This window comes from Rhodanobacter sp. Root627 (genome assembly GCF_001427835.1).
Lineage (GTDB): Bacteria > Pseudomonadota > Gammaproteobacteria > Xanthomonadales > Rhodanobacteraceae > Rhodanobacter > Rhodanobacter ginsenosidimutans.
This window is the reverse complement of record NZ_LMGW01000001.1, coordinates 1,347,597-1,369,575: the sequence shown is the minus strand read 5'-3', so window position 1 is coordinate 1,369,575 and position 21,979 is coordinate 1,347,597. Positions and strand designations below refer to the sequence as shown.

General features: G+C 64.0%; 19 protein-coding genes and 1 tRNA gene. All 20 read left to right on the top strand.

The window, feature by feature from the left end:
- Positions 1 to 67: 67 nt before the first annotated feature.
- The 20 genes from ASD68_RS06395 to truB all read left to right on the top strand — a co-directional run bounded on the left by ASD68_RS06395 (position 68) and on the right by truB (position 21,972).
- Positions 68 to 424 (top strand): NADH-quinone oxidoreductase subunit A, encoded by a 357-nt coding sequence (locus tag ASD68_RS06395; protein ID WP_007081798.1) that lies wholly within the window; start codon positions 68 to 70, stop codon positions 422 to 424.
- Complete coding sequence (locus ASD68_RS06390) at positions 415 to 972, top strand: NADH-quinone oxidoreductase subunit B (protein ID WP_056080241.1); 558 nt, start codon at positions 415 to 417, stop codon at positions 970 to 972. The genes ASD68_RS06395 and ASD68_RS06390 overlap by 10 nt, the downstream gene beginning before the upstream one ends.
- Positions 973 to 980: 8 nt before the next feature.
- Complete coding sequence (locus tag ASD68_RS06385; RefSeq protein ID WP_056604647.1) at positions 981 to 1,709, top strand: NADH-quinone oxidoreductase subunit C; 729 nt, start codon at positions 981 to 983, stop codon at positions 1,707 to 1,709.
- A 2-nt stretch (positions 1,710 to 1,711) separates the two neighbouring features.
- Positions 1,712 to 2,965 carry an NADH-quinone oxidoreductase subunit D gene (locus tag ASD68_RS06380; protein WP_056604638.1) on the top strand — a complete coding sequence of 418 codons (1,254 nt, stop codon included), beginning with the start codon at positions 1,712 to 1,714 and terminating at the stop codon, positions 2,963 to 2,965.
- 187 nt (positions 2,966 to 3,152) lie between these two features.
- A complete protein-coding gene (nuoE, locus tag ASD68_RS06375) occupies positions 3,153 to 3,719 on the top strand; it encodes an NADH-quinone oxidoreductase subunit NuoE (RefSeq protein ID WP_056604637.1) in 567 nt (188 codons plus the stop codon).
- On the top strand, positions 3,719 to 5,029 hold the full coding sequence (gene nuoF / locus ASD68_RS06370) for an NADH-quinone oxidoreductase subunit NuoF (RefSeq protein ID WP_056604636.1): 1,311 nt from the start codon (positions 3,719 to 3,721) through the stop codon (positions 5,027 to 5,029). Before nuoE ends, nuoF begins: the two co-directional genes overlap by 1 nt.
- Complete coding sequence (gene nuoG / locus ASD68_RS06365; protein ID WP_056604634.1) at positions 5,026 to 7,353, top strand: NADH-quinone oxidoreductase subunit NuoG; 2,328 nt, start codon at positions 5,026 to 5,028, stop codon at positions 7,351 to 7,353. Before nuoF ends, nuoG begins: the two co-directional genes overlap by 4 nt.
- A 5-nt stretch (positions 7,354 to 7,358) precedes the next feature.
- A complete protein-coding gene (nuoH, locus tag ASD68_RS06360; RefSeq protein ID WP_056081034.1) occupies positions 7,359 to 8,387 on the top strand; it encodes an NADH-quinone oxidoreductase subunit NuoH in 1,029 nt (342 codons plus the stop codon).
- A 3-nt stretch (positions 8,388 to 8,390) separates the two neighbouring features.
- On the top strand, positions 8,391 to 8,882 hold the full coding sequence (nuoI, locus tag ASD68_RS06355; protein ID WP_056080215.1) for an NADH-quinone oxidoreductase subunit NuoI: 492 nt from the start codon (positions 8,391 to 8,393) through the stop codon (positions 8,880 to 8,882).
- Between the two features lie 9 nt (positions 8,883 to 8,891).
- Positions 8,892 to 9,536, top strand: coding sequence for an NADH-quinone oxidoreductase subunit J (locus ASD68_RS06350; protein ID WP_056604632.1), 645 nt, complete (start codon positions 8,892 to 8,894; stop codon positions 9,534 to 9,536).
- Complete coding sequence (gene nuoK, locus ASD68_RS06345; protein WP_007081808.1) at positions 9,533 to 9,838, top strand: NADH-quinone oxidoreductase subunit NuoK; 306 nt, start codon at positions 9,533 to 9,535, stop codon at positions 9,836 to 9,838. The genes ASD68_RS06350 and nuoK overlap by 4 nt, the downstream gene beginning before the upstream one ends.
- A gap of 127 nt (positions 9,839 to 9,965) precedes the next feature.
- Positions 9,966 to 12,005, top strand: a complete 2,040-nt coding sequence (nuoL, locus tag ASD68_RS06340) for an NADH-quinone oxidoreductase subunit L (protein WP_056080206.1) — start codon at positions 9,966 to 9,968, stop codon at positions 12,003 to 12,005.
- 14 nt (positions 12,006 to 12,019) lie between these two features.
- A complete protein-coding gene (locus ASD68_RS06335) occupies positions 12,020 to 13,528 on the top strand; it encodes an NADH-quinone oxidoreductase subunit M (protein WP_056080203.1) in 1,509 nt (502 codons plus the stop codon).
- An 18-nt stretch (positions 13,529 to 13,546) separates the two neighbouring features.
- The gene (gene nuoN, locus ASD68_RS06330; protein ID WP_056604629.1) at positions 13,547 to 15,001 is read left to right on the top strand and encodes an NADH-quinone oxidoreductase subunit NuoN; all 1,455 of its coding nucleotides are present in this window, start codon (positions 13,547 to 13,549) and stop codon (positions 14,999 to 15,001) included.
- 80 nt (positions 15,002 to 15,081) lie between these two features.
- A tRNA-Met gene (locus ASD68_RS06325) sits at positions 15,082 to 15,158 on the top strand.
- A 196-nt stretch (positions 15,159 to 15,354) separates the two neighbouring features.
- Complete coding sequence (gene rimP / locus ASD68_RS06320) at positions 15,355 to 15,888, top strand: ribosome maturation factor RimP (RefSeq protein ID WP_056080196.1); 534 nt, start codon at positions 15,355 to 15,357, stop codon at positions 15,886 to 15,888.
- A gap of 105 nt (positions 15,889 to 15,993) precedes the next feature.
- Positions 15,994 to 17,499: a transcription termination factor NusA gene (gene nusA / locus ASD68_RS06315; RefSeq protein ID WP_056080194.1), complete on the top strand. Its 1,506-nt coding sequence runs from the start codon at positions 15,994 to 15,996 to the stop codon at positions 17,497 to 17,499.
- 127 nt (positions 17,500 to 17,626) lie between these two features.
- Complete coding sequence (gene infB / locus ASD68_RS06310) at positions 17,627 to 20,440, top strand: translation initiation factor IF-2 (RefSeq protein ID WP_056604626.1); 2,814 nt, start codon at positions 17,627 to 17,629, stop codon at positions 20,438 to 20,440.
- Positions 20,441 to 20,575: 135 nt separating this feature from the next.
- Positions 20,576 to 20,956 (top strand): 30S ribosome-binding factor RbfA, encoded by a 381-nt coding sequence (rbfA, locus tag ASD68_RS06305; protein ID WP_056604622.1) that lies wholly within the window; start codon positions 20,576 to 20,578, stop codon positions 20,954 to 20,956.
- A 29-nt stretch (positions 20,957 to 20,985) separates the two neighbouring features.
- Positions 20,986 to 21,972: a tRNA pseudouridine(55) synthase TruB gene (gene truB / locus ASD68_RS06300; RefSeq protein ID WP_082545994.1), complete on the top strand. Its 987-nt coding sequence runs from the start codon at positions 20,986 to 20,988 to the stop codon at positions 21,970 to 21,972.
- The last annotated feature ends 7 nt before the right edge of the window (positions 21,973 to 21,979 follow it).

Genomic DNA, 21,979 nt, shown 5'->3' with positions numbered 1-21,979 from the left:
ACCGTAAGTTGCTGGGTTGAACCCCGCGGTCACTGATGCGCCCGAGGGCGCGGAGGTACGTTGCACCGTGCTTGCCGAATATTGGCCTGTCCTGTTGTTCATCGGCGTTGCCACCGGCCTCGGGCTGGTGCTGCTGGCGGTTGGCCTGCTGGCCGGCCCGCGTCGTCCCGAAGCCGAGAAGCTGGCGCCGTACGAATGCGGTTTCGAGGCGTTCGAGGACGCCCGCATGCGTTTCGACGTGCGCTACTACCTGCTCGCCATCCTGTTCATCATCTTCGATCTGGAAATCGCCTTCCTGTTTCCGTGGGCGGTGGTGTTCAAGCAGATCGGGTTGATCGCGCTGATCGAGATGGGCCTGTTCCTGCTGCTGCTGGTGATCGGCTTTGCCTACGTGTGGAAGAAGGGAGCACTGGAATGGGAATGATGGAATCCGTCAGCGGGGTGATGCACAACCCGCAGCCGCTGAACCTGGTGGACGACATCCTGCGCCCGGCCGGTGACAACCCGGTGGTGCAGCGCGGTTTTGCCACCACCAGCGTGGACGCCTTGATGAACTGGGCGCGCACCGGCTCGATGTGGCCGATGACGTTTGGCCTGGCCTGTTGCGCGGTGGAAATGATGCACGCCGGCGCGGCGCGTCTGGACCTCGACCGTTACGGCGTGATCTTCCGCCCCAGCCCGCGCCAGTCCGACGTGATGATCGTGGCCGGCACCCTGGTCAACAAGATGGCCCCTGCGCTGCGCAAGGTTTACGACCAGATGCCCGATCCGAAATGGGTGATCTCGATGGGTAGCTGCGCCAACGGCGGCGGCTACTACCACTACTCCTACTCGGTGGTGCGCGGTTGCGATCGCATCGTGCCGGTGGACATCTACGTGCCCGGCTGCCCGCCCACGGCGGAGGCGCTGATCCACGGCATCCTGCAACTGCAGAAGAAAATCCGCCGCACCAGCACCATCGCGCGTTCGTAGGCCCCGATATGACCGACACATCCGCGACCTCGCTGTCCGACCAACTCGCCGCCCGCTTCGGCGACACGCTCACCCTCAGCACCGTCCGCAACGAAACCACCGCCGAACTGGCCGCCGCCGACCTGATCGCCGTGGCCACCGCGCTGCGTGACGAGCCCGCGTTCCGCTTCAGCGAATTGATCGACCTGTGCGGTATCGATTACCTCGGTTATGGCCAGACCGAGTGGAACACCGAATCGGTTTCCGGCACCGGCTTCTCGCGCGGCGTGGAAGGCCAGGCGATGGGCCGCTTCACCTGGGCCGGGCGCCCGCGCGACAACGATCATCCGCGTCGCTTCGCCTCGGTGATCCAGTTGCTCTCGATCGAACACAACCGGCGCCTGCGCCTGCGCGTGTTCTGCGACGACGACACCATGCCGCTGCTGCCCTCGCTGACTTTGGTCTGGCCGTCGGTGAACTGGTTCGAGCGCGAGGCGTTCGATCTGTACGGCATCATTTTCGATGGCCACCAGGACCTGCGCCGCATCCTCACCGACTACGGTTTCGTGGGCCATCCGTTCCGCAAGGATTTTCCGCTGATCGGCAACGTGGAAGTGCGCTACGACCCCGAACAGAAGCGGGTCATCTACGAGCCGGTGTCGATCGAGCCGCGCGTGCTGGTACCGCGCACCATCCGTGACGACGCCGACCTGATGCAGGCCCGGGCCGAAGCCGGCGATCAGTGGCGGGAGAATTGAGCATGCAGGAAATCCGCAACTACACGATGAACTTCGGCCCGCAGCATCCGGCCGCCCACGGCGTGCTGCGTCTGGTGATGGAGATGGACGGCGAGACCATCGTGCGCGCCGATCCGCACATCGGCCTGCTGCATCGTGGCACCGAGAAACTGGCCGAGTCCAAGCCGTTCAACCAGTCCATCGGTTACATGGATCGTCTCGACTACGTGTCGATGATGTGCAACGAGCACGCCTACGTGCGCGCCATCGAAACCCTGCTGGGCGTCGAGGCGCCGGTGCGCGCGCAGTACATCCGCACCATGTTCGACGAGATCACCCGCATCCTGAACCACCTGATGTGGATCGGCTCGAACGGGCTCGACCTGGGCGCCATGGCGGTGTTCCTGTACGCGTTCCGCGAACGCGAGGAGCTGATGGACGTCTATGAGGCCGTGTCGGGCGCGCGCATGCACGCCACGTACTACCGCCCCGGCGGCGTCTACCGCGACCTGCCGGCGCAGATGTCGCAGTACCGCGAGTCGCCGTGGCACAAGGGCAACGACCTCAAGCGCATCAACAGCTGGCGCGAAGGTTCGATGCTGGATTACCTCGAGGCCTTCACGGCGGATTTCCCGACCAAGGTCGACGAGTACGAGGAGCTGCTCACCACCAACCGCATCTGGAAGCAGCGCACCGTCGGCATCGGCGTGATCTCCCCGGAGCTGGCCCAGCAATGGGGCATGACCGGCGTGATGCTGCGTGGCTCGGGTGTCGAATGGGATCTGCGCAAGAAGCAGCCGTACGCGAAGTATGCCGAGATGGATTTCGACATCCCGGTCGGCGTCAACGGCGACTGCTACGACCGCTACCTGTGCCGCGTCGAGGAGATGCGCCAGTCCAATCGCATCATCCAGCAGTGCGTGCAGTGGCTGAAGGCCAACCCCGGCCCGGTGATGGTGAAGAACTTCAAGGTCGCGCCGCCGTCGCGGGTCGAGATGAAGGAGGACATGGAAGCCATGATCCATCACTTCAAGCTGTTCACCGAAGGCTATTGCGTGCCGGCCGGCGAAACCTATTGCGCGGTCGAGGCGCCCAAGGGCGAGTTCGGCTGCTACCTGGTGTCCGACGGCGCCAACAAGCCGTTCCGCGTGCACCTGCGTGCACCGGGTTTTGCCCACCTCTCCTCCATGGACACCATCGTGCGCGGCCACATGCTCGCCGACGTGGTGGCCATGATCGGAACCTACGACCTCGTGTTCGGCGAAGTGGATCGATGATGGACACGGGATTCGGGATTTGGGATTCGGGATTTGTTGAAGCAGCGCGCGGCGGCCCGGTGCTTCAGGCTTCGAATTCCATTCGTTGTTACCGCCGCAAATTTCACACCGAATCGAGGTTCGCCGGCAGCGGGATGGGTTCTTTGCGAATCCCCAATCCCGAATCCCGAATCCCGGAGTTCAACGCATGAAAGCCACCGGACATTTCGAGCAGGTCAGGCACGTCGATCCGACGGTCGTACTGACCGAGCAAACCCGTCACCACATCGACAAGTGGGTGGCCAAGTTCCCGCCTGACCGCAAGCGTTCGGCGCTGATCCAGGCGTTGTTCGGCGCGCAGGAGCAGAACAACGGCTTCCTCACCGACGAGCTGATCACGGCGGTGGCCAAGTACCTGGAAGTGCCGGCGATCTGGGCCTACGAGGTGGCCAGCTTCTACTCGATGCTGGAAACCAAACCGGTGGCGCGCAACAACGTGGCGATCTGCACCAACATCTCGTGCTGGTTGAATGGTGCCGAGGATCTGGTGCGTCATTGCGAACAGAAGCTCGGCATCAAGCTGGGCGAAAGCACCGCGGACGGACGCGTGTACCTGAAGAACGAAGAAGAATGCATCGCGGCCTGCGTTTACGCGCCGGCGGCCACGGTCAACGGTCACTACCACGAGCACCTCACCATCGAGAAGCTGGACGCCATCCTCGACGGGTTGAGCGTCGATGGCCCGGATCACGGGCACGCAGGGGAGGCGCACTGATGGCCGTCGGAGCCGCACCGCAGGAACACCAGGTCGTCTACACCACCTTGCATTTCGACAAGCCGTGGGCAATGGCCAGCTATGAGCAGGTCGATGGCTACAAGGCCTGGCGCAAGATCCTGGCCGAAAAGCCGGATCCGGCGTCGCTGATCGAGGAGATCAAGAAAAGCAGCCTGCGCGGCCGCGGTGGCGCGGGCTTCCCGACGGGCCTGAAGTGGTCCTTCATGCCCAAGGGCGACATGCAGAAGTACATCCTGTGCAACTCGGACGAGTCCGAGCCGGGCACGGCCAAGGATCGCGACATCCTGCGCTACAACCCGCATGCGGTGATCGAAGGCCTGGCCATTGCCTGCTATTGCACCGGCACCACGGTGGCCTACAACTACCTGCGCGGCGAGTTCCACCACGAGCCGTTCGAGCACTTCGAGGCCGCGCTGGCCGAGGCGTATGCCGCCGGCCTGCTGGGCAAGAACGTGCAGGGTACCGGCCTCGACGTGGACATTTATGCCGCGCTGGGTGCCGGCGCCTACATCTGCGGCGAAGAGACCGCAATGATGGAGTCGCTGGAAGGCAAGAAGGGCATGCCGCGCTTCAAGCCACCGTTCCCGGCCAACTTCGGCCTGTATGGCAAGCCGACCACGATCAACAACACCGAGACCTACGCTTCGGTGCCGGCCATCATTCGCAACGGCGCGGACTGGTTCCTCAACCTGGGCAAGCCGAACAACGGCGGCCCGAAGATCTTCTCGGTGTCCGGCCACGTCAACCGGCCGGGCAACTATGAAATCCGCCTGGGAACGTCGTTCAAGGACCTGCTGGAAATGGCCGGCGGCGTGCGCAACGGGCACAAGCTGAAAGCGGTGATTCCGGGTGGTTCGTCGATGAAGGTGCTGCCAGCCGACATCATGCTCGAAAGCACCATGGACTATGACTGCCTGCAAAAGGCCGGCTCGGGCCTCGGCTCCGGCGCCGTCATCGTGATGGATGAGACCACCTGCATGGTCAGGGTCTGCCACCGCATCTCGCGCTTCTACAAGGCGGAGTCCTGCGGCCAGTGCACGCCGTGCCGCGAAGGCACCGGCTGGATGCATCGCGTGCTGACCCGCATCGTCGAAGGCAAGGGGACGCAAGAGGACCTGCATCGCCTGAAGGCCATCGCCGGCCAGATCGAAGGCCACACCATCTGTGCGTTCGGCGAGGCGGCCGCGTGGCCGGTGCAGGGTTTCCTGAACCGCTTCTGGAACGAATTCGAGTATTTCGTGCAGCACGGTCACTCGATAGTGGATTCTCGCGAGGAAGTGACGGCATGAGTGCGCAGCCAACCAACAACGCGCCCGATCTGGTCAGCATCGAGATTGACGGCAAGCCGGTCCAGATCCGCAAGAACGCCATGATCATCGAGGCGGCGGACACGGTCGGCATCACGATTCCGCGCTTCTGCTATCACCGCAAGCTGCCGATCGCCGCGAACTGCCGCATGTGCATGGTCGAGGTGGAAATGGGCGGCCGCCCGGTGCCCAAGGGCCTGCCCGCGTGTGCCACGCCGGTCACCGACGGCATGAAGGTGCAGACGCGCTCCAAGCTGGCGTTGCAATACCAGCGTGACGTGATGGAGTTCCTGTTGATCAACCATCCGCTCGATTGCCCGGTCTGCGACCAGGGCGGCGAGTGCGAACTGCAGGACGTGGCGCTGGGCTTCGGCCGCAGCGTGTCTCGCTTCACCGAGCGCAAGCGCACCGTGTCCGACGAGAACATCGGGCCGCTGGTCGCCACCGAGATGACGCGTTGCATCCATTGCACACGTTGCGTGCGTTTCACCAGCGAGATTGCCGGCACGTTTGAACTCGGCGGCATGAATCGCGGCGAGAACCTGCAGATCGGCACTTATATCGGCAAGACGGTGGAAACCGAGTTGTCCGGCAACATCATCGACCTGTGTCCGGTGGGCGCACTGACCGACAAGGTGTTCCAGTTCAAGGCGCGTGCGTGGGAATTGATTGCCCGGCCGTCCATCGGCTACCACGATGCACTGGGTTCCAACCTGTGGCTGCATACGCGCCGCGGCGAAGTGCTGCGCACGGTGCCGCGCGACAACGAGGCGGTCAACGAATGCTGGCTGTCCGATCGCGATCGCTACAGCCACCAGGGCCTGACGGCCGCCGACCGCGCCATTGCTCCCCAGGTGAAGCGCGACGGGCAGTGGCAGGAGACCAGCTGGGAAGACGCACTGTCGTTTGCCGGTGAGGCGCTGAAGAAGTCACCCGGCAGCGAGCTAGGCGTGCTGGTGCATCCGGCCACCTCGAACGAAGAGGGCGATCTGCTGATGCGTCTGGCGCGCGGACTGGGCAGTGCACACGTCGATCACCGCCTGCGTCAGCTGGATTTTGCCGACAACGCCGTGGCCACCACCTTTGGTACGCCGGTGGCCCAGGTGGATCAGCTCAAGGCCGCCTTGCTGGTCGGTTCCGACCTGCGCCTCGAATTGCCGTTGCTCAATCACCGCCTGCACCAGGCCGTGAAGAAGGGCGCGCGGGTTTATGCGGTCAACCCGGTGCATTTCGACTTCAATTACCAGTTGGCCGGTGAGGCGATCGCCGCGCCGCACGAACTGGTCGGCGCCTTGCTGGCCTTGGCCAAAGCCGCCGTGAGCGCGGGCGCTTCGGCACCCGCACCGCTGGCCGACGCGATCAACGGCGCGACCAGCGACCAGGGCGACAGCGATGCCGTGGCGGCACTGAAGTCGGGTGCGGCGGTGGTGATCCTGGGCGAAGCGGCGGTAACCCATCCGCAGGCGTCGTGGTTGCGTGCCATCGCACGCTTCATCGCCGACGCCACCGGCGCGGGCTACAACGAACTGCCGGTTGGCGCCAATGCCGTGGGCCTGGCACGCCTCGGCGTGGTGCCGGGCAATGGCGGGCTGGATGCGCAGGCGATGCTGGCGCAGCCGCGCAAGAGCTATCTGCTGTATGGCGTGGAGCCGCCGCATGATTTCGCGGACGGCGCCGCCACGCTGAAGGCGTTGCGCGGGGCGGAGCAGGTGGTGGCGTTCAGTGCCTTTGCCAGCGACGCATTGCGCGAAGTGGCGGACGTGATCCTGCCGATCGCCTTGCTGCCCGAGATCGACGCCACCCTGGTCAATGTCGACGGCCTGGCGCAGGGCGTGCTCGCCGGCTCCAAGGCACCGGGGCAGGCGCGACCGGGCTGGAAGGTATTGCGTGCGCTTGGCGGCTCGCTGCAGCTGGCTGGTTTCGAGTTCGACGATATCGCCGGCCTGCGCAACGGCATCACCGATCGTGCGGTGGTTGCGCGCGATGGCATGGCTTCGCGCGCCAGCGCCCCGGCGGGGCTGACCCGCGTCGCCACCTGGCCCATCTACCGCAGCGATGCCGTGTTGCGCCGCGCGACGGCACTGAACGCGCATCCGCTCAACCGGGCGCCCGCTGTCCGGATCAACGCGAATGAAGCGGCACGGCTGGGTCTTGCCGATGGCGAGCAGGTTCGCGTCGGTGATGCGTCGCTGCTGTTGCGGATCGATGTGGCGGTTCCCGATGGGGCCACCTGGATCGAAGCGGCACAGGACCTCACTGCCACGTTGCCGCCGTATGGCGCGACCATCACCTTGAGCAAGGCTTGAGCATCATGGCTGATCAACTCATCAACCAGGTCTTGTGGCCGGTGATCTACATCCTGTGCATCGTGCTGCCGCTGGTGATCGCGGTGGCCATGTTCGTGTACTGGGAGCGCAAGGTCATCGGCTGGATGCACGTGCGCCTGGGGCCGAACAAGATCGGCCCGTTCGGCATCCTGCAGGCCTTCGCCGACGTGGTGAAGTTGCTGATCAAGGAAGTGATCCTGCCGACCAAGGCCAATCGCTTCCTGTACTTCCTGGCGCCGTTGATCGCGCTGATACCGGCGCTGGCCGCGTGGGCGGTCATTCCGTTCAGTGGCCAGATGGTGCTGTCCAACGCGAACGCCGGCATCCTGTACCTGCTGGCGATGACCTCGATGGGCGTGTACGGCATCATCATCGCCGGCTGGGCATCCAACTCGCGCTACGCGTTGCTGGGTGCGATGCGCTCCGCCGCGCAGGTGATTTCCTACGAGCTGGCGATGGGCCTGTGCCTGGTCTGCGTACTGGTGCTGGCAGGCAGCCTCAACCTGACCGAGATCGTCAACGCGCAGGCCGGCAGCAAGGGCATCCTCGAGTGGTTCATGTGGCCGCTGCTGCCGGTGTTCGTGATCTATTTCATCTCCGGCGTGGCCGAGACCAACCGCGCGCCATTCGACATGGCCGAGGGCGAGTCGGAGATCGTGGCCGGTTTCCACGTGGAGTATTCCGGGTCGGCGTTCGCGATCTTCTTCCTGGCCGAATACGCCAACATGATCCTGATCAGCTTCCTGGCCTCGATCCTGTTCCTGGGCGGCTGGCTGTCGCCGTTCCCGGCGTCGTGGGGCTTCATCGGGCACGGCGGCTTCATCTGGCTGTTCATCAAGGCCTTCATGATGAGCTTCCTGTTCCTGTGGTTCCGCGCCACGTTCCCGCGTTATCGCTATGACCAGATCATGCGGCTGGGCTGGAAGGTGCTGATCCCGATCGCGATCGTCTGGGTGATGGTGGCCGGATGCCTGAAGTATTTCGACGTGGTGACCGTCGGGATGGGAGCGTAAGCCGTGAATACGATGATCCGTTTTTTCAAGAGCCTGCTGCTGATCGAGCTGTTCCAGGGCATGGGCCTGACCATGCGCTACATGTTCAAGCCGAAGTACACCGTGCGCTACCCGATGGAGCACATCCCGAAGTCGAACCGCTTCCGCGGCCTGCATGCGTTGCGTCGCTACGCGAACGGCGAGGAGCGCTGCATTGCCTGCAAGTTGTGCGAGGCGGTGTGCCCGGCGCTGGCGATCACCATCGACTCGGCGCCGCGCGAGAGCGACGGGCAACGCCGCACCACGCGTTACGACATCGACCTGTTCAAGTGCATCTATTGCGGTTTCTGCGAGGAAAGCTGCCCGGTGGATTCCATCGTCGAAACCTCGATCCACGAGTACCACTTCGAGAACCGCGGCGAGAACGTGGTGAACAAGCAGCAGTTGCTTGCCATCGGCGACCGCTTTGAACAGCAGATCGCCGCCGATCGCGCGCAAGACGCGGCGTACCGCTGAGGCCTTTTGATGAATCCCCAAACGCTGCAACTCATCTGTTTTTACGCCTTCAGCTTCGTCACCGTGGCCGCGGCGCTGTCGGTGATCTCGCTGAAGAACACCGTGCATGCCGTGCTCGCGCTGGTGCTCACGTTCTTCAGTGCCGCCTGCCTGTGGCTGCTGCTGGAGGCCGAGTTCCTGGCGCTGGCGTTGATCGTGGTCTACGTCGGCGCGGTGATGGTGCTGTTCCTGTTCGTGGTGATGATGCTGGACATCGACCAGGAAAAAATGCGCGAAGGCTTCGTCAAGTTTCTGCCCGTTGGCCTGATCGTGGCGGTGGTGATGCTGGTGGAAATGCTCGGGCTGGTCGGCGTGCGCGCGATGAACGCCCATGTGCTGGGGGAGAACCCGGCCGTGGCGGCGGGCATGTCCAACACGGAGTGGTTGGGCCATGCCCTGTACACCACGTTCCTGCTGCCGTTCGAGATCGCCGCGTTGATCCTCACCGTGGGCGTGGTCGCCGCCGTGGCGCTGACGCTGCGCGAGCGTCGCGACGCCCGCTACGAGACGCCGAGCCAGCAGGTCAGGGTCGATCCGCGCAACCGCGTGCGCATCGTGAAGATGGCCGCCGTCCGTCCGGATGAACCGACCGCCAGCCAGGAGCCGCAGTCATGATTTCGCTCGCGCACTACATCGTGCTGGGCGCGGTGCTGTTCTGCATCGCCGTCGCCGGCCTGTTCATCAACCGCAAGAACGTGATCGTGCTGTTGATGTCGATCGAGCTGATGCTGCTCGCCGTGAACATGAACTTCGTGGCGTTCTCGCGGTTTCTGGGCGACGTCTCGGGGCAGGTGTTCGTGTTTTTCATTCTCACCGTGGCTGCGGCGGAAGCTGCCATCGGCCTGGCGATCCTGGTGTTGCTGTTCCGCAACCGCAGCACGATCAATATCGCCGACATCGACAGCATGAAGGGGTGAGGCCGGAGCGACATGCCTGTGGCATGTCGCGCCAGGCCGAACGGCCGGACAGGACGTCCGGCCCGGCGCCCAGCACCATGGACGGTTCCTCGCAAGAAACTCCGGGTCACGCAGCAATGGAAGAACAATGGCGATATCCACAAACATCCTGCTGATCATCGCGCTGGCGCCGCTGGTGGGCTGCCTGCTGGCCGGCTTCCTGGCGCGCTTCATCGGCCGCATCGGCGCGCACAGCGTCACCATCCTCGGCGTGGCGGTGTCCTGCGCGCTGTCGTTCCTGGTGCTTTACCAGCTGACCGTGGGCGGCGCGGCCGAATACAACCAGAACCTCTACACCTGGTTCCAGATCGGCCACTTCAACGCCAGCGTCGGTTTCATGGTCGACCGCCTCACCGCGATGATGCTGGTGGTGGTGAGCTTCGTGTCGTTGCTGGTGCACGTGTACACCATCGGCTATATGCGCGATGACCCGGGCTACACGCGCTTCTTCAGCTACATCTCGCTGTTCACCTTCTCGATGTTCATGCTGGTGATGAGCAACAACTTCATGCAGCTGTTCTTCGGCTGGGAAGCGGTGGGCCTGGTGTCGTACCTGCTGATCGGCTTCTGGTACAAGCGCCCCACCGCGATCTTCGCCAATCTCAAGGCGTTCATGGTCAACCGCGTGGGCGACTTCGGTTTCCTGCTGGGCATCGCCGCGGTGCTGTATTTCCTGGGCACGCTGGATTACGCCACCGCGTTCGCCAACGCGCCATCCCTGGTCGGCCGCACGCTGCAGATCACGGCCGGTACGCAGTGGGACGCCGCCACGGTGATCTGCATCTGCCTGTTCATCGGCGCCATGGGCAAATCGGCGCAGGTGCCGTTGCATGTGTGGCTGCCCGACTCGATGGAAGGCCCCACGCCGATCTCCGCCTTGATCCACGCGGCCACCATGGTGACCGCCGGCATCTTCATGGTGTCGCGCATGTCGCCGCTGTTCGAGCTGTCGTCCACCGCGCTGAGCTTCGTGTTGGTCATCGGTGCCACCACCGCGCTGTTCACCGGGTTGATTGGCATAGTCCAAAATGACATCAAGCGGGTGATCGCGTATTCCACGCTGTCGCAGTTGGGCTACATGACGGTGGCGCTGGGCGTGTCGATGTATTCGGGCGCGGTGTTCCACCTGATGACGCATGCGTTCTTCAAGGCGCTGCTGTTCCTGGGCGCCGGCTCGGTGATCATCGCGATGCACCACGAGCAGGACATGCGTTACATGGGCGGCCTGCGCAAGTACATGCCGATCACCTGGATCACCATGTGGGCGGGCTCGATCGCGCTGGTGGCGGTGCCGTTTACCTCGGGCTTCTATTCCAAGGACGCGATCATCGAGGCGGTGGGTGAATCCCATCGATGGGGTGCGCATTACGCCTATTTCTGCGTGATGGCCGGCGTGCTGGTGACCGGGTTGTACACGTTCCGCCAGATGTACCTGACGTTCCACGGCAAGGAGCGCTTCACCATCGCCGAGCATCATGGCCATGGTCACGATCATGACGATCACGGCCACCACGAGCCGGGCGTGCTGGCGCATGCGCCGAAGGAATCGCCGTGGGTGGTGACGTTGCCGCTGGTGCTGCTGGCCATTCCGTCGCTGCTGGTGGGCTTCTTCACCATCGGGCCGTTGCTGTTCGGCAACTGGTTCGGCAGCGCGATCCACGTGGAGGCCGCCAACGACGTGCTGGCCGAAATGGGCGCCGAGTTCCATGGCCCGCTGGCGATGGCGCTGCATGGCTTCACCCAGATGCCGTTCTGGCTGCTGCTGGCGGCGTTCATCATCTGCACCTACATCTACCTGTTCAACCCGGCCATGGCCGGCAAGATCAAGGCGGCGCTGAAGCCGCTGTGGACGGTGCTTGACCGCAAATACTGGGTCGACAACGTGTACTTCGCGCTGTTCGCCCGTGGCGGCGTCATGCTCGGCCGCGGGTTCTGGAAGGCGAGCGAGCGTGGCGTCATCGATGGCGCGATGGTCAACGGTTCGGTGGGCGTGGTGCATCGCATTGCCGCTGCCATGCGCCGGCTGCAGTCGGGCTACCTCTATCACTATGCCTTCGCGATGATTCTCGGCCTGATCCTGCTGCTTGGCGGGTACTGGCTGGTGGGTCCCGGGCTGGCCGGGCAATAAGGGAAACGGGATCGATGTTCAATCACTTGCTCAGCCTGCTGATCTGGCTACCCGTCGTTGGTGCCATCCCGGTGTTGTTTGCCGGCTCGGCCCGACCCAACCTTGCACGCTGGCTGTCGATGCTGGTGGCCGTGCTGACCTTCGTCGCCAGCCTGTTCCTGCTGGTGCGGTACAACGCCGATACCGGCGGCATGCAGCTCACCGAAAGCTATCTGTGGATCGCTTCGTGGGGCGTGCATTACGGCCTCGCGGTCGACGGCATCTCGGTGGCGCTGATCGTGATGACCACCTTCGTGGGCATCCTGGTGATCGCCGGCGCGTGGGAAGTCATCCAGGACAGGCCGCACCTGTACATGGCCGCGATGCTGATCCTCGAAGGCCTGCTGATCGGCGTGTTCTGCGCCACCGACGCGCTGCTGTTCTACGCGTTGTTCGAAGCCATCCTGATTCCGATGTTCATCCTGATCGGCATGTGGGGTGGCCCGCGGCGCGTGTATGCCACGTTGAAGTTCTTCATCTACACGTTCTTCGGCTCGGTCTTCATGCTGATCGCGCTGCTGTACCTGTACCAGAAGGCCGGCACGTTCGACCTGGCCACGCTGGCGGCGCTGCCGCTGACGTTCAAGGAGCAGGCCTGGATTTTCTTCGCGTTCCTGATCGCGTTCGCGATCAAGGTGCCGATGGTGCCGGTGCACACCTGGTTGCCGGATGCCCATGTGGAGGCGCCGACCGGCGGCTCGGTGGTGCTGGCGGCGGTGATGCTGAAGGTCGGTACCTACGGCATGCTGCGTTTCATCTTGCCGATCGTGCCTGACGCGGGCGCGCATTTCGCCTGGCTGATCATCGTGCTGAGCCTCATCGCGATCGTCTACATCGGCTATGTGGCGCTGGTGCAGGAGGACATGAAGAAGCTGGTGGCGTATTCGTCCGTGGCGCACATGGGCTTCGTCACGCTGGGCATCTTCATCGCCTTCGCACTGGTGCGCGAGCAGGGCAGCACCGACATGGCGCTGCTCGGCATGCAGGGCGCCATGGTGCAGATGATTTCGCACGGTTTCGTTTCGGGCGCGATGTTTACCTGCATCGGCGTGATGTACGACCGCATGCATACGCGCCAGATCAAGGATTACGGCGGCGTCATCAATGCGATGCCGTGGTTCGGCTTCTTCTATGTGCTGTTCGCGATGGCCAACTGCGGCCTGCCGGGTACCAGCGGTTTCGTGGGCGAGTTCATGGTGATCCTGGCCAGCTTCGCCGCCAGCCCGTGGATCGCGTTGTTCGCCGCGTTCACCCTGATCATCGGCGCGGGCTACACGCTTTGGCTGGTCAAGCGCGTGCTGTGGGGTGAGATCACCAACCCGCACGTGGCGGAAATGAAGGAGATCAATGGTCGCGAGACCTTCGTGCTGGTGGCGTTCGCCGCCGCCGTGCTGGCGCTGGGCATCTGGCCGCAACCGCTGATCCACCTGATGGACAGCTCGGTGTCGCAGCTGGTGCAGCAGCTCGCCATTCACAAGATTTGATCGGGACACGGACACACCATGCCAACTTTGAATGACATCCTGATCCTGCTGCCGGAGTTCTACCTGGTGGCGGCAGCGTGCTTGCTGTTGCTGCTGGACGCCTTCATGAAACCGGCGCAGCGTCCGTTGTTGCACTGGATCTCGATCGCGGTGTTGCTGGTGGCGATTTACCTGGTGATCGCGGGCCAGCCGGATCGGGCGGTGACCGCATTCGGCGGCATGTTCGTGCGTGATGACGTGGCGGAGATCATCAAGGTCTTCGCGCTGGGCACCACGGCCATGATCTTCGTCTATGCGCGTCCGTACCTGATCGACCGCAAGCTGCTCGGTGGCGAGTTCTACACGCTGATGATCTTCGCCGTGATCGGCATCATGCTGCTGGTTTCGGCGGGCAACCTGGTCACCGTCTACCTGGGACTGGAACTGCTCTCGCTGTCGTCGTATGCGCTGGTGGCCCTGAACCGCGAAGCGAAGCTGCCGTCCGAGGCGGCGATCAAGTACTTCGTGCTGGGCGCACTGGCGTCGGGCATGCTGCTGTACGGCATGTCGATGGTCTACGGTGCGTCGGGCATGGGCGGCACGCCCACCCTGGAGCTGGCCCAACTGAGCCATGTGATGGGCTACACCACGGCACCCACGCTGCTGCTGTTCGGCCTGATCTTCATGATCGTCGGCATCGGCTTCAAGCTGGGTGCCGCGCCGTTCCACATGTGGATTCCCGACGTCTACCAGGGCGCGCCCATGCCGGTGACCACCTTTGTCGCCGCCGGTTCGAAACTGGCCGCGTTCGGCATGGCGTATCGCCTGCTGGCGGACGGCATGGGCGATCTGGCGCAGCATTGGCAACTGATCCTGGCGGTGCTGGCGGTGTTGTCGCTGGCGATCGGCAACCTGGTTGCCATCGTACAGACCAACCTGAAACGCATGCTGGCCTATTCCACCATCTCGCACATGGGCTATCTGCTGCTGGGCCTGTCCGCAGCCGGCCCGGAAGGCTACGCCGCGGCGTTGTTCTACGCGATCTGCTACGCATTGATGGGTGTGGCCGCGTTCGGCGTGATCCTGGCGATGAGCCGGGCCGGGTTCGAGTGCGAGGAGATCGCCGACTTCAAGGGTCTTGCCCGCAAGGCACCCTGGATGGCGTTCCTGATGTTGCTGGCAATGTTCTCGCTGGCCGGCGTGCCGCCGCTGTTCGGATTCTGGGCCAAAGTGCTGGTGCTGGAAGCGGCCATCCATGCGGACATGCTGTGGCTGGCGATCGTCGGCATCGTGTTCGCCATTGTCGGCTTGTACTACTACCTCTACGTCATCAAGGTGATGTATTTCGATGCGCCGGAAGAGGGTGGCGCACTGCAGGTGCAGCAGGACAAGCCGCTGCGCCTGGTGCTGTCGCTGAACGCACTTTCGCTGCTGGCGCTGGGACTGTACTGGGGGCCGTTGCTGGCCTGGTGCCGTCGCGCGTTCGGCGTGTAAGGGAATGCGGCGATTTGCGGAAATAATGGCACTGAAGCTTGCAAGAAACCGGCCATTACGTTAATATCTTCGGACTCTGATGCGGGGTGGAGCAGTCTGGCAGCTCGTCGGGCTCATAACCCGAAGGTCGCAGGTTCGAATCCTGCCCCCGCTACCAGATCTTTCTTGATGCAAGAAAGCCTCCTCGTGAGGCTTTTTTGTTGGGCGCAAGGATGCGTAGTGCCGGGCGGCAAGTTTCGCCAGGGCACCGGAAGGAGCTGCACGAGGAGGAACATCGGCGACACAGGGAAATGGGCCGTTGGAGCCCATTTTTTGTTTCTGCCGTTCTGAGAGTGAGCCGGGAATAACGACCCATGGATACACAGGCACTGGCACAGCGTTTCAACGAGGTTCTGGCCGATCTGGGCCTGGAATGCCTTGGCGTGGAGTTCAACCCGTCGCAAGGGCAGAGTACCCTGCGCATCTACGTGGACCTGCTGGACAAGAGCGGCGCCGATGGTGAGCGTCGTGAGGTCGGCATCGAGGATTGCGAAAGCGCCAGCCGCGAGTTGTCGGCGCTGCTCGATGTGGAGGATCCGATCCCCGGCCATTACGTGCTGGAGGTTTCCTCGCCCGGTATTGATCGCCCGCTGTTCACCGCCGCGCAATTTGCGAAGGTCGATGGGCAGGAAGTGAAGGTGCTGCTGAAGGCACCGCTGGAAGGGCGCCGTCGCCTGCGCGGCAAGCTGGCATCGGTGGAAGGCGAGCACATCGTGCTGGAAGCCGAAGGCAAGACATTCGAATTCGATCATGCACTGGTGGAAAGTGCGCGTGTGGTGCCGGACTGGGTAGCGCTGGGTTATGCGCCGCAGCCCAAGCCCGGCGGCAAGGTGTCCGGCAAAAAGTGATTCGATGCGGCCTGACCATGGCCGCGTTCCAGGTTTTGTGTTCCGGGACGAACACAACAATTTCAACCATCGGTATCCGCACGTGATGCCTACGGAGTTGCTGCAATGAGCAAAGAACTTTTGCTGGTCGTCGACGCGGTCGCCAATGAAAAGGGCGTGCCGCTGGAAGTGATTTTCGAGGCGATGGAGGCCGCGCTGGCTTCGGCCGCGAAGAAGCGCTACCCCGAAGAAGAGCCCGACGTGCGCGTGTCGATCGACCATGACACCGGCGAGTACGAGACGTTCCGCCGCTGGGAAATCATTGCCGACGATGGCGAGATGGAATCGCCGTCGTATCAACTGCGCCTGATGGATGCGCTGGACGTGCGCGCGGATGCCCAGGTGGGTGAATACATCGAGGAGCAGGTCGAGAACGCCGAGTTCGGCCGTATCGCAGCGCAGGCCGCCAAGCAGGTGATCGTGCAGCGCGTACGCGAAGCCGAGCGCCAGCAGGTGGTCGATGCGTTTGTCGATCGCGTGGGTGAGCTGGTCACCGGCATCGTCAAGCGGGTCGAGCGCGGCAACATCTATCTGGATCTGGGCAGCAACGCCGAGGCCTTCATTCCGCGCGACAAGACGATTCCGCGTGAATCGGCCCGCGTCGGCGATCGCGTGCGCGGTTACCTGTATGAAGTGCGTTCGGAACCGCGCGGCCCGCAGCTGTTCGTGTCGCGCGCGGCGCCGGAATTCATGATCGAGCTGTTCAAGCTGGAAGTGCCGGAAGTCGGCCAGGGCCTGGTCGAGATCAAGGGTTGCGCCCGTGATCCGGGCGACCGCGCCAAGATCGCCGTGCTGGCCCACGACAGCCGCACTGATCCCATCGGCGCCTGCATCGGCATGCGCGGCTCGCGCGTGCAGGCGGTGTCGAACGACCTCAACGGCGAGCGCGTCGACATCATCCTGTGGCACGAGAACCAGGCGCAGTTCGTCATCAATGCGATGGCGCCGGCCGAAGTGCAGTCCATCATCATGGACGAGGAAAAGCACTCGATGGATATCGCGGTGGCCGAGGACAAGCTGTCCCAGGCGATCGGCCGCGGTGGCCAGAACGTGCGCCTGGCCAGCAAGCTGACCGGCTGGCAGCTCAACGTGATGACGCAGGACCAGGTCACCGCCAAGAGCGAGAGCGAGCAGGACGCCGCCCGCCAGTTGTTCATGGACAAGCTCGAAGTGGATCAGGAAATCGCCAACATCCTGGTGCAGGAAGGCTTCTCCAGCGTCGAGGAAATTGCCTACGTGCCCAGCGCCGAGCTGCTTGCCGTGGAAGGCTTCGACGAGGACATCGTCGAGGAACTGCGTGCGCGCGCCCGCGATGCCCTGCTGACCGAGGCGCTGGCAGCGGAAGAGGGTGTCGATGAGGGCGAGGGCTCCGGTGATCTGCTGGCGCTCGAAGGCATGGACGAATCGCTGGCGCTGGCACTGGCCGCGCGCGAAGTTTTCACGGTGGACGACCTGGCCGACCTGGCCGTGGACGACCTGATCGATATCGAGGGCATGGACGAGGCGCGCGCGGCGGCGCTGATCATGTCCGCGCGCGCACCGATGATCGAGCGACTGGAGAAGGGCGGCTAACCGCGGTTGGCGGCGCCCTGGACGGGCGCACCAGGAAAGGCCTTCGGGCCTTTCACCACGGATGGAGGTGGCGGCGCAGACAATGCCGCACAGACGATAAGCGCGGGAACGGCGGAGCAACAAAACGATGTCGGACGTCACGATCAAACAACTCGCCCAGGTATTGGGCATGCCGGTGGACAAGCTGCTGACGCAGCTTGGCGAAGCGGGCATGAAATTTTCCGACCAGGAGCAGGTCATCAGCAGCACCGAGAAGGTGAAGCTGCTGGGCTTCCTGCGTCGCACGCATGGCAAGGGCGACACCGCGGCGGAGGCCGACGCCAGTGCACCCAGGCAGATCACGCTGAAGCGACGCACGGTTGGCGAATTGAAGGTCGCCACGCCCGGTGCGCGCGGCGCTGCCGGTACCGCCAAGACGGTGAATGTCGAAGTGCGCGCCAAACGCACCTACGTCAAGCGCAGCGTGATCGCCGAGGAAGCCAGTGCCGAGCCCGAGCGCGAGGAGGCCACGCGCAAGCTGCAGGAATCGCAGCAGCAGCGCGAGCAGGAAGAGAACGATCGTCGCGAGCAGGAAGCACGGCGCCAGCAAGAAGCGCAGCAGCGCGCTCAGGAAGAAGAGCAGAAACAGCAGGCTGCCGAAGCCCAGCGCCGGGCGCAGGCCGAGGCGGAAGCCGCCGCCGAGCAGGCACCGGTTGCAGCGGAGGCTGCCGCAGCGGCGCCTGAAGCTCCCGAGGTCGAGCCCGCACATGATGCCGCGGATTCGTCCGTGGTCCAGCGGATGGACCAGCGCGAGCTGGGCATGATCCTTCCGCGCATCCACGAGCCGCGCAAGCGCGAAAAGCTGGTCAAGCCGGCCCCGGTACCCGCTCCGGCGCCAGCGCCAGCCCCCGCGCGTGCGGCGGCAACGCGCCCCGCAGCCGGCGCGAGCGATACGGCAGCAGCACCCGCCAGCGATGCCGGGCGCGGCAAGGCCAAGCACGCCCGTGGCGGCGAGCGTGGCGATGCGAGCGGCAAGCGTTTCGCCGGCGGCGAGCTGCACCTCAGCGAGGCCGATCGCGCCCGCCGTTCCAGCAACAACAAGCGTGGCAAGCCCGGCCGCAGCAGCGGTCGCGATGCCATGCGCAGCAGCCACAGCGCGCCCAGCGGCCCGCATGGCTTCTCGCGCCCCACCGCGCCGGTGGTGCGTGAGGTGATCGTCAGCGATGCCAACATCGTGGCCGAGCTGGCGCAGAAGATGGCGGTCAAGGGTTCGGAGGTGGTCAAGGCACTGTTCAAGATGGGCGTCATGGCGACCATCAACCAGACCATCGACCACGACACCGCGGTGCTTGTGGTCGAAGAACTCGGTCACGTGCCAGTGGCCGATACGCAGAACAACGCCGAGGAAACGCTGGCCGCACACACCCAGAACGTGGAGCTGGAAGGCGAGAAGAGCACTCGCCCGCCGGTGGTCACCATCATGGGCCACGTCGACCACGGCAAGACCTCGTTGCTCGATTACATCCGCCGCACCAAGGTGGCTTCCGGTGAAGCCGGCGGCATTACCCAGCACATCGGCGCGTATCACGTGAAAACGTCGAAGGGCGTGATCACCTTCCTCGATACCCCGGGCCACGCGGCGTTCACCTCGATGCGCGCCCGTGGTGCGCAATCGACCGACATCGTGATCCTGGTGGTGGCCGCCGACGACGGCGTGAAGCCGCAGACGATCGAGGCGGTCAAGCATGCGCGCGCCGCCAAGGTGCCGCTGATCGTGGCCGTCAACAAGATGGACAAGGACGGCGCCAACCCGGACAACGTGAAGCAGGGTCTGGTGGCGCAGGAAGTGGTGCCGGAAGACTGGGGCGGCGACGTGCAGTTCGTGCCGGTGTCGGCCAAGACCGGCATGGGCGTGGAGGATCTGCTGGACGCCATCTCGATCCAGGCTGAAGTGATGGAGCTGAGTGCCGTAGTCGATGGCCGCGCCTCGGGCGTGGTGATTGAGTCCAGCCTCGATCGCGGCCGCGGTCCGGTGGCCACCGTGCTGGTGCAGCAGGGCACGTTGAAGAAGGGTGATTTCATCGTCTGCGGTATCGAATACGGCCGCATGCGCGCGCTGATCGACGAATCGGGCAAGCAGGTTGCTGAAGCTGGTCCGTCGATTCCCGTGCAGGTGCTCGGCTTGTCTGGCGTGCCGGAAACCGGCGACGACTTTGTCTGCGTCGAGGACGAGCGGCTGGCCCGCGAAGTGGCTGAGGAACGTCAGCAGAAGCGTCGCGAAACGCGCATGGTCAGCAAGGCCAACCGGCTCGAGGACATCATTGCCAAGATGGGTCAGGGCGAAGAGCAGCAGACGCTCAACATCCTGGTCAAGGGCGACGTGCAGGGCTCGGTCGAAGCGTTGCGCGAGTCGCTCACGCAGATCGGCAACGAGCGCGTGCGCGTCAACGTGGTTTCCTCCGGCGTCGGCGGCATCACCGAGTCGGACGCCACCCTGGCGGCCGCATCGAAGGCGCTGGTCATCGGCTTCAACGTGCGCGCCGATGCGTCGGCACGCAAGGTCATCGAAACCAATGGCCTGGACGTGCGCTACTTCTCGATCATCTATGACGTGATCGATCAGGTGACGCAGGCGGCTACCGGCCTGCTGGGCATGGAAGTGCGCGAGGACATCATCGGCATCGCCGAGGTGCGCGACGTGTTCCGCAGCTCCAAGTTCGGCGCCGTGGCCGGTTGCATGGTCACCGAAGGCACGGTCAAGCGCAGCAAGCCGATCCGCGTGTTGCGCGACAACGTGGTGATCTTCGAAGGTGAACTGGAATCGCTGCGCCGCTTCAAGGAGCTGGTGGACGAAGTGCGCAACGGCATGGAATGCGGTATCGCCGTCAAGCAATACAACGACGTCAAGGCCGGCGATCAGATCGAATGCTTCGAGCGTACCGAGGTGGCTCGTACGCTGTAACGCGGAGCGTTACAGCGTGGGAATCGGGAATGGGGAATCGGGAATCGTAAAAGCCGGTTCTCCCTCGATTCCCGGCTTCGCGCGTTCCTGGCTCTTGCCATTCCCTATTCTCCATTCCCCATTCCCGGCCCCTCTATGCCCTCCCGCGATTTCAAACGTACCGACCGCATAGGTGCCGAACTGCGCCGTGAGCTCGGTTTGCTGGTGCATGCTGCCGTGCGCGATCACGGCTTGCCGTCGGTCAGCGTCTCGGACGTGGAGATCACGCGCGACCTGGATTGGGCCACGGTGTGGGTGACCGCGCTGCTGCCCGACCAGGGCTTGCCCGCGGTGAAGGCGTTGAACCAGATCAGCCATGAGATCCGGCATTCGCTGGCGCACAGCGGCATGCGCATGCGTCGCGTGCCGGAGCTGAAGTTCAAGTACGACGACTCGGTCGACAAGGGCGAGCGCATCGACACGCTGCTGCGCGAGCAGGCGCGTACGCTGCCGCCGGCCGACGACCAGCAGGATTGACGGAAGGTCGAGTGGCATCCCGTGCTTCGATAAACCGGTCTGCGCGTATCCAGTGGCGTGACTTGCATGGCATCGTGTTGCTCGACAAGCCGATGGGCGTGAGCTCCAACCAGGCGTTGCAGTCCGCACGCCGACTGTTTCGCGCGGCCAAGGGCGGCCATGCCGGCGCACTCGATCCGCTGGCGACCGGGTTGCTGCCACTATGCTTCGGCGAAGCCACCAAGTTGGCCGGTACCCTGCTGGGTTCACGCAAGGCGTATATCGCCGAATGCCGCCTGGGCATCACCACCGATACCGCCGATTGCGAAGGCGAAGTCCTGCAGCAACGTCCCGTGCCGCCACTCGACGCCGCCGCGATCGAGGCGGCTCTGGTGAAGCTGCGCGGCCGCATCCTGCAGGTGCCGCCGATGTACTCGGCGCTCAAGCGCGACGGCGAACGGTTGTACGAGAAAGCACGTCGCGGCGAAACGGTTGAGGTGGAACCGCGGGAAGTCGACGTGCATCAGCTGGAATTGCAGGCGCGTACGGATGACACGTTGCAGTTGCTGGTCGAATGCGGCTCGGGTACCTACGTGCGTGCGCTGGCCACGGCCCTGGGCGAGGATCTGGGTTGCGGCGCCCATCTGACCGCATTGCGCCGCACCTGGGTTGAACCCTTCCGCGAACCACGCATGGTGACACTGGAGGATTTGCAGCAGGCCGCCGAGCAGGGTGACGACGTGCTGCTGTCGCAGATGCTGCCGGTGTCCGCGGGCCTGTCGGACATCCCCGCCGTGCAGCTCGATGAAACGCAAAGCATGGCGATTGCCCGCGGCCAGCCGGTGCAGTTGGACGCATCGTTGCCGACCGGTCGCTGTGCGGCATTTGCCAGCGATGGCGCGTTGCTGGCGGTGCTCGAGCTGGATGCACAACGGCAAACCCGCATCCTGCGCGGCTTCAACCTGCCGCCGGATGACGATTTGCGGCGAAAAAGCCGCTCTGCTCTTGTTGTAACACCGCTCCGGTCAGTAGAATAGACAAGTT